General features: G+C 58.0%; 9 protein-coding genes. 5 read left to right on the top strand and 4 right to left on the bottom strand.

Translation table 11 applies throughout. The annotated features are described in order from the left end of the window. Nucleotides 1–305: 305 nt before the first annotated feature. Nucleotides 306–542 (top strand): GIY-YIG nuclease family protein, encoded by a 237-nt coding sequence (locus WBM93_RS06840; RefSeq protein WP_424429957.1) that lies wholly within the window; start codon nucleotides 306–308, stop codon nucleotides 540–542. A 156-nt stretch (nucleotides 543–698) separates the two neighbouring features. On the opposite strand, the gene sdhA is transcribed toward WBM93_RS06840, so the two are convergent. Genes sdhA through sdhC form a run of 3 tightly spaced genes read right to left on the bottom strand, consistent with a single transcriptional unit; the run spans nucleotide 699 to nucleotide 3,334 of the window. After that, nucleotides 699–2,516 (bottom strand): succinate dehydrogenase flavoprotein subunit, encoded by a 1,818-nt coding sequence (gene sdhA / locus WBM93_RS06835; RefSeq protein ID WP_424429951.1) that lies wholly within the window; start codon nucleotides 2,514–2,516, stop codon nucleotides 699–701. Continuing rightward, entirely contained in the window at nucleotides 2,516–2,905 is a 390-nt protein-coding gene (sdhD, locus tag WBM93_RS06830; protein ID WP_424429948.1) for a succinate dehydrogenase, hydrophobic membrane anchor protein, read from the bottom strand. Before sdhD ends, sdhA begins: the two co-directional genes overlap by 1 nt. Nucleotides 2,906–2,923: 18 nt before the next feature. Next, on the bottom strand, nucleotides 2,924–3,334 hold the full coding sequence (sdhC, locus tag WBM93_RS06825; protein ID WP_424429945.1) for a succinate dehydrogenase, cytochrome b556 subunit: 411 nt from the start codon (nucleotides 3,332–3,334) through the stop codon (nucleotides 2,924–2,926). 201 nt (nucleotides 3,335–3,535) lie between these two features. Here sdhC and WBM93_RS06820 point away from each other — a divergent pair, with 201 nt between their 5' ends. The 3 genes from WBM93_RS06820 to WBM93_RS06810 are packed head-to-tail and all read left to right on the top strand — an operon-like array spanning nucleotide 3,536 to nucleotide 5,193. Beyond that, nucleotides 3,536–4,249 carry an SDR family NAD(P)-dependent oxidoreductase gene (locus WBM93_RS06820; RefSeq protein WP_424429942.1) on the top strand — a complete coding sequence of 238 codons (714 nt, stop codon included), beginning with the start codon at nucleotides 3,536–3,538 and terminating at the stop codon, nucleotides 4,247–4,249. Nucleotides 4,250–4,262: 13 nt separating this feature from the next. Further along, on the top strand, nucleotides 4,263–4,484 hold the full coding sequence (locus WBM93_RS06815) for a hypothetical protein (RefSeq protein ID WP_424429939.1): 222 nt from the start codon (nucleotides 4,263–4,265) through the stop codon (nucleotides 4,482–4,484). Nucleotides 4,485–4,512: 28 nt separating this feature from the next. Then, a complete protein-coding gene (locus WBM93_RS06810; RefSeq protein ID WP_424429937.1) occupies nucleotides 4,513–5,193 on the top strand; it encodes a spermidine synthase in 681 nt (226 codons plus the stop codon). A 15-nt stretch (nucleotides 5,194–5,208) separates the two neighbouring features. On the opposite strand, the gene WBM93_RS06805 is transcribed toward WBM93_RS06810, so the two are convergent. After that, a complete protein-coding gene (locus WBM93_RS06805; protein ID WP_424429954.1) occupies nucleotides 5,209–6,501 on the bottom strand; it encodes an MgtC/SapB family protein in 1,293 nt (430 codons plus the stop codon). Nucleotides 6,502–6,711: 210 nt separating this feature from the next. Here WBM93_RS06805 and WBM93_RS06800 point away from each other — a divergent pair. Beyond that, nucleotides 6,712–7,324: ATP-binding cassette domain-containing protein (locus WBM93_RS06800; protein ID WP_424429935.1), on the top strand; the 613-nt coding region annotated here is incomplete at its 3' end.

Below are 7,324 nucleotides of genomic sequence, written 5' to 3'. Positions count from 1 at the left end.
AAAACCCGCCCGCCTGCCCTCGCTGGCGCTCAGCAGGGCCAGCCAGCCCATGTTCGGACCGGGAGTCAGTTCGACCAGCAGGACGACGAACAGGAAGGAGGGGAGCATCGGGGCGATCATCGGGTTGCTTCTATCGGGAGTGAGAGGTGGCGGGAAGTGGTTGAAACATCTTAGGACAAATATTTCGCAGTTCCAGCCCGTCGTGCCAGCGCAGGCTGCCGCCCAAACCAATCTCGCCTTACGCACAATCCGATGAAACGCGCCTATCTCTACATCATGACCAATAAACGTTCAGCACGCTCTACATTGGGACCACCGCAAATCTCCCGGCACGAATATTCCAGCACAAGAACGGGACGGGTTCGGGTTTTTGTCGCGAACATGGATTGAACCGTCTCGTCTATATCGAAGAATATGATTCGCCCTATGAAGCGATAGCGCGCGAAAAAGCGATGAACGCATGGAAGCGGCGATGGAAAACCGACCTGATTATCAAGGCCAATCCCGATTGGGATGATTTATGGGATGTGATCAACAGTTGATCGTGGTGTCAGTGTTCCGTCGTGCCAGCGTAGGCTGGCATCCAATCCAATGGCGCGGCGCAGGAAACACTCTTCCCTCATTCACCACCGGTTTAGGCCCCGGCCCGCGCTGGGGCGACAATCACCAAGGGTGGTTGTGAAACACTACGCCCGAACTCAATAAACCCGCTTCTTCGGCTCCACATAGGTTGCTTCGTCGGTCAGCGTATAATCATGGACCGGGCGATAGCTGATCTCGCTGGTGCCGCCCTTGCCGCCCCAGCCGTCAAAGGTGATGACGGTGTGCTTCATCCATTCCTTGTCGTTCCGGTCTTCATAATCTTCATGCATATGCGCGCCGCGGCTTTCCTTGCGGTTGGCAGCGCTTTTAATCGTGACCATTGCCTGGCTCATCAGATTGTCGAGTTCGAGTGTCTCGATCAGATCGGTGTTCCAGATCAAGGAGCGATCGCTCACCCCGATATCGGCCAGTTTTGCATTGACCTTGTCCATCGCCTCGACACCCTCGCCGAGCAATTTGTTGTCGCGGAACACGGCGGCGTGCGCCTGCATGGTTTTCTGCATTTCGAGGCGCAGATCGGCGGTCGGGATCGAGCCCTTGGCATTGCGGAAATGGTCGAGTCGCTGCAGCGCCAGATCGGCGGAACCTTCCGGCAACGGTTTGTGCGATGCGTTCGGGACCAGCTTTTCCTTGAGCCGCAGGCCGGTCGCGCGGCCAAAGACCACCAGATCGATCAGCGAGTTGGATCCCAGACGGTTCGCGCCGTGCACGGAAACACAGGCCGCTTCGCCGACCGAATAAAGGCCCGGAACAATCGCGTCCGGATCATCCTTGGTCGGATTGATCACTTCGCCATGATAGTTACAGGGTATGCCGCCCATATTATAATGGACCGTCGGCACCACCGGCAGCGCTTCGCGGGTCAGGTCGACGCCGGCGAAAATCTTGCCGGTTTCGGTGATCCCAGGCAGCCGCTCGGCCAGCACTTCGGGCGCAATATGGTCGAGATGGAGATAGATATGGTCCTTCTCCGGCCCGACACCGCGGCCTTCGCGGATTTCGGTGGCCATGCAGCGCGAGACCACGTCGCGGCTGGCAAGGTCCTTGGCGCTCGGCGCGTAGCGTTCCATGAACCGCTCGCCTTCGCTGTTGGTCAGATAACCGCCCTCGCCGCGTGCGCCTTCGGTAATCAGCACACCCGCGCCGTAAATACCGGTCGGGTGAAACTGGACAAATTCCATATCCTGCAACGGCAGACCCGCGCGCAACACCATGCCACCGCCGTCACCGGTGCAGGTATGGGCCGAAGTCGCGCTGAAATAGCAGCGGCCGGCACCGCCGGTGGCCAGCACCACAGCATGGCTGCGGAAACGGTGGATCGACCCGTCTTCGAGACAGAGCGCGATCACGCCGCGGCATTCGCCGTCTTCCATGATCAGATCGATGGCGAAATATTCAATGAAGAAATCCGCGTCATATTTCAGGCTCTGCTGATAAAGCGCGTGGAGCATCGCGTGGCCGGTACGGTCGGCAGCAGCACAGGTGCGCTGGACCGGAGGTCCTTCGCCCATATTCTGCATATGGCCACCGAAGGGACGCTGGTAGATCGTGCCGTCTTCGTTGCGCGAGAATGGCACGCCGGCATGTTCGAGCTCGTAAACCGCCTGCGGGGCTTCGCGGACCAGATATTCGATCGCATCCTGGTCACCGAGCCAGTCCGATCCCTTGACCGTGTCATACATATGCCAGGTCCAGTGGTCGGGCGTGTTGTTGCCCAGCGATGCCGCGATACCGCCCTGCGCCGCGACGGTGTGCGAACGGGTCGGGAAAACCTTGGTGATACAAGCGGTTTTCAAGCCCGATTCCGCGGCACCCATGGTCGCGCGCAGGCCGGAACCTCCGGCGCCGACAACCACGGTGTCATAGGTGTGATCGATGATTTTATAGGCTGGCTGGCTGGATTTGTCGGTCATTATACAACCACTCCGGTAAAGGCTATTTTCGCGACCGAGAAAATCCCCAGTGCCGCGCCGCCGATGGCGAAAAAGTTGAGCAGGATGATCAGGCCGAATTTGACGCCATGATCTGGAACATAATCCTCAAGTAAGACCTGCAATCCGATCCGCAGATGCCAGAAGATACTGACCAGCATCAACATCATCGGTACCGCCACCAGTGGCGAGGCAAGCCATTCGATCATCAGACCATGTTCAAAGTTGGGCAAACGGATCAGCGAGAAAACCAGCCACAGCACCAGCAGCAAATTGCTCACCGCGGTCACCCGCTGCATTATCCAGTGATGCGCGCCTTCTTGCGCCGATCCGAGGCCGCGTACCCGGCCGATATTGGTTCCTGAACCCATGATCCGATTCCTAACCTGTCAAAAATTCTTGAAAGCGATGTAGAGCCACATCGCGCCGGTGGTGATGATCGCGGCCAAAGGCACCGCGATCGACCACATTTTATTGGTCTGCAATTCATAGCCCGCGCCGGCATCCATCACGAAATGCCGCAATCCGGAATACATATGCTCGAAAAAGGCAAAACTCATGCCGACAAGGACAATATAGCCGAGATAGTAGAAGTCGAACCAGCTGAGGAAATATTCGTAACTTTCCGGCCCTGCGGAAATCGCATAGAGCCACCAGACCAGCAAAGGTACCCCGACAAGGGCCATGCCGTCACCGGTCGCCCGGTGAAGAATGGACACCAGCATATGCGGCCCCCATTTATACACCTGCAGATGCGGTGAAAGCGGTCTGTTCGATCCTGAACCTGATGCGCCGGCCATGGTCTTCCCCTGAACAATCTCTCCGGGTCATGCCGGAGTCTTTGAAATCAAACCAATGCTTTAGCGAAAAGCGCGTATCATGCAAACTGGATGCACCCGATTTTAACGATTTATTGGTGCAAATTTGTGCGACAGGGATGCAAATCATGAAATATGCATCATCGATGGACGCGCGCGCGTCGTCGTTCTAATCCAACAGACATGAGTAACAGAAAAATGCATATACTGGTAACCGGAGCCAGCCGCGGGATTGGCAAGGCGATCGTTCAATCAATGGCGGAGCACGACGTGACGGTCATTGGCCAGAGCACCAGAGGCGACGAAGGTCTGATCTCGGCAGATTTTTCTTTGGATGGTGCGGCGTCCCGTCTCTGGGAACAAGCGCTCGACCGGCTTGACGGACGGATCGATGTGCTGGTCAACAATGCCGGCCTGTTTGAACCCAATCCGATCACCGATGATGGTTGGCTGGAAAGCTGGAACCGGACCATGACGATCAACCTGACCGCGTCCGCCGAACTATGCCGGCTTGCGGTCCTGCACTATCAGGAGCGCCACGCGCCCGGCCGGATCATCAATATCGCCAGCCGTGCTGCCTATCGCGGTGACAGCCCCGATCATTGGCATTATGCCGCATCCAAGGGCGGTATGGTGGCGATGACCAAGACTATCGCCAGAGCCTATGCCAAGAACGAAATACTGGCCTTTGCGATCTGCCCCGGCTTCACGATGACCGGCATGGCGGAAGATTATCTTGAGAGCCGTGGCGGTGAAAAACTGCTTGCCGACATTCCGCTAGGCCGCGTAGCCCAGCCGGAAGAAATCGCCGAAATGGCACGCTGGTGCGCGCTCGATGCCCCGCCATCGATGACCGGGGCAGTGCTCGATGCCAATGGCGCGAGCTACGTAAGATGAGGAGGTAAATTCAATGAAATGGGTATTGGTAATCTTCGCCTTTCAATTGAGCGCCGACGATGATGTAGAAAATGCAGAAGTCAGCATCGAGGTCTATGACAGTCAGGAAGAGTGCGACCAAATGGGTGAGACCTATCGCGCGCGCGTGTCGCTACCAGACGAATCCAAGTCTCTGTCGAGCTGCATTCCGCAATCCGTATTTGACGATCCCCAAGAATCCGCGACCGAAACTTGATGGACCCTATTCTTGAATTGCGCGCGCGATGATCCAGCGCGAACTGCTCGACACCGCAACCATCCCGGGCGGCGGAGAATTGCGCCTGTTTCGCCGCGAACTCAAGGGCACCGACGAATATTCGATCATGCTCGGCCGCATCGAACTGATGAACAGCCGGCTTAGCGGATCGGAAGAAGCGCTGGCCACTCTCACCTGCGGGCGCCTGGCGGTAAAAAATCCACGCATATTGATCGGCGGCTACGGCATGGGATTTACCCTGCGTGCGGCGCTGTCGGTTTTGCCGCCGCAAGCAAGCGCCGAAGTGGTTGAACTGATCCCCGCGATCGTCAAATGGGCGCGCGGGCCAATGGCGGCGCTATCGCAACAATGTCTTGACGATAGCCGCGTCACCATCACGATCGGCGATGTCTGCAATGCCATCCATAAGGCAGACCGCGAATATGATGCCATTTTGCTCGATGTCGACAATGGACCCGATGGTCTGACCCATGAAGCCAACGACCGGCTGTACAGCCTGACAGGTCTGGCTACGGCCAAGAAGGCGCTGCGCTCGAACGGCATATTGGCGGTCTGGTCAAGCGAAGGCGATACAGGATTCACGTCGCGCCTGAAAAAATCCGGATTCGCCGTCGATGTCAAAACCGTCCCTGCCCGCAGCAATGGCAAGGGCGCAAAACATACAATCTGGCTGGCAACCAAGCTTTAGTCGCGATGTCGTCCGTCAAAAACGGATATCGAGCGCCACAAAACTCAAAAGTCCCGCGATAGCGAGAACCAGACTGCTGGCAGCCAAGGCAGCGACAGCCGACCGTCCATTTTTCCAGCCAGCAGTAATACCCGCCACGCCTGCCTTGAAAATCATATTGGCTAGAACCGTCATCGCCAACACGAAACCCGCAAGATTCGACAAAATTGTACCCTCCGGCAGGCCCCCGAGGGTTATGATCGCGGCATCGACGTCGAGAGATCCCATGATCAGGGTCAGATAGGCGATTCCGCTGCTGCCGAATTTGGCTTCCGCCCAGCGCGCGGCCAGTGACATCACCGCAACCGTCAACGCAAAAAAGAAGGCAGGTAGCAAGCGAATAGGGTTTCTCGTTTCGACACTCTCGTCACTTTTGGCGGCGCCGCTCCGGCGCAAAAGCAGCAATCCGATGATCGCTGCCACCAGAGCGGCCGGCGCGATGATCATGGCGAGCGGAACGAACGCAAAATCCGCGAGTATCAGAGTCAGCAACAGCACCCGGACATACATCACCGCCGAAGCCAGGGCGATACCGGCCGACAAAGTGCGCCTGTTGCTGTCATCGCCGCGCATTCTTTGCGCAAGGGCGGCGGTCACCGCCGTCGAACTATAAGCCCCGCCAATCACCGCGGTGACGACCGTGCCATGGCTCTCGCCGAATATCCGGTTGGCAACATAGCCGGCGAAGGACAGGCCCGTCACCAGGATGACCACCAGCCACAATTGTTGCAGGTTCCACGCATCATAAGGCCCGAAATCGCGGTTCGGCAAAAAGGGCAGCACCGCGAGCGCGATCAGCGCAAAACGGATCATGACCTTGATATCGGTTGACCCCAGTTTGCCAAGCAGTCCGTGGAGTTCGGACCGCATCGACAGAAGCGCGGCCACAATCGCTGCTCCGGCCATCGCCAGCGCCGGATAACCGCTCCCCGCCAAGAGGCCGAGACATAGCGCCAATAACGATACCACGAAATTGGTGATGCTTCGCCCGTCGGGCTCATGGATCGTCTTGATATGGCTGAAGGATATCATGGTCACCATGCCGGCAAGCAAGATGGCGGCGATTATCAAACTAAGGCTCTCGGCAATCAGAGCGACCAGACCCCCCAATCCGGCGATAAGTCCGAAAGTCCGAATCCCTGCGACACGCGCACCCTTGCGCTCGTCGCGCATCGTCCATCCGCGCTCGACCCCGATCAGCAGGCCTGCAGACAAGGCGATTGCCAGGTCGCGGTAGACCAGCCAGTCTCCGGACATGTCGTTCAGCATAGTCACTGCAATATCCCGCCGTTCAATCGGTTATCTGCTTTGATCATCTGAAGTTAGATAGGTTTTCCGCCGCGCCAGCCTATACGTATTTCCCCATATCTGGCGCAACCGAACGACGGATTGGCCGTTACCAGCGGAAATTCACCCCCAATTGCTATTTCCGTTTTCACGACGCTGGCAAAAGGCTGCAAGCTCCGCTAACGGCTCCCCATGCTTAATTTCAGTAATATAACCGTGCGCCTCGGCGGCACTGTGATCCTCGACGGCGCGACCGCAGCGCTGCCACCCGGCGCGCGCGTCGGGATGATCGGCCGCAATGGCGCTGGCAAATCGACATTGATGAAGGTTATCGCCGGGATGCTCGAGCCTGATGACGGCAGCGTCGACATGCCCAAGGACGCACGGCTCGGCTATATTGCGCAGGAAGCGCCCGCCGGACAGGACAGCCCTCTCGACACCGTGCTCGCTGCTGATGTCGAGCGCGCATCGCTGTTGGCGGAGGCAGAGACCGCCGCCGACCCGCACCGGATTGCCGAAATCCACGAACGGCTGAACATGATCGAGGCGCATAGCGCGCCGGCGCGCGCGGCCAAGATCCTGATCGGCCTGGGCTTTGACGAAACCGCCCAGCAACAGCCGATGGATAGCTTTTCCGGCGGCTGGCGGATGCGCGTCGCGCTCGCGGCCCTGTTATTCTCGCAACCCGAAGTGTTGCTGCTCGACGAGCCGTCAAACCACCTCGATCTCGAAGCAACCCTGTGGCTGGAGAATTTCCTGACCAGCTATCAGGCGACAATATTGGTGATCAGCCACGAACGCGATC

This window comes from Parasphingorhabdus sp., assembly GCF_049667325.1.
In the GTDB taxonomy this organism is placed as follows: domain Bacteria; phylum Pseudomonadota; class Alphaproteobacteria; order Sphingomonadales; family Sphingomonadaceae; genus Parasphingorhabdus.
Note: the sequence above shows the minus strand (reverse complement) of the source record. Positions and strands in the feature narration are given on the sequence as shown.

Bases quoted from the DNA above. Each gene is read 5' to 3' on its own strand.
- sdhA (WP_424429951.1), bottom strand. From the start codon at position 2,516: ATGACCGACAAATCCAGCCAGCCAGCCTATAAAATCATCGATCACACC.
- sdhD (WP_424429948.1), bottom strand. From the start codon at position 2,905: ATGGGTTCAGGAACCAATATCGGCCGGGTACGCGGCCTCGGATCGGCG.
- sdhC (WP_424429945.1), bottom strand. From the start codon at position 3,334: ATGGCCGGCGCATCAGGTTCAGGATCGAACAGACCGCTTTCACCGCAT.
- WBM93_RS06820 (WP_424429942.1), top strand. From the start codon at position 3,536: ATGAGTAACAGAAAAATGCATATACTGGTAACCGGAGCCAGCCGCGGG.
- WBM93_RS06815 (WP_424429939.1), top strand. From the start codon at position 4,263: ATGAAATGGGTATTGGTAATCTTCGCCTTTCAATTGAGCGCCGACGAT.
- WBM93_RS06810 (WP_424429937.1), top strand. From the start codon at position 4,513: ATGATCCAGCGCGAACTGCTCGACACCGCAACCATCCCGGGCGGCGGA.
- WBM93_RS06805 (WP_424429954.1), bottom strand. From the start codon at position 6,501: ATGCTGAACGACATGTCCGGAGACTGGCTGGTCTACCGCGACCTGGCA.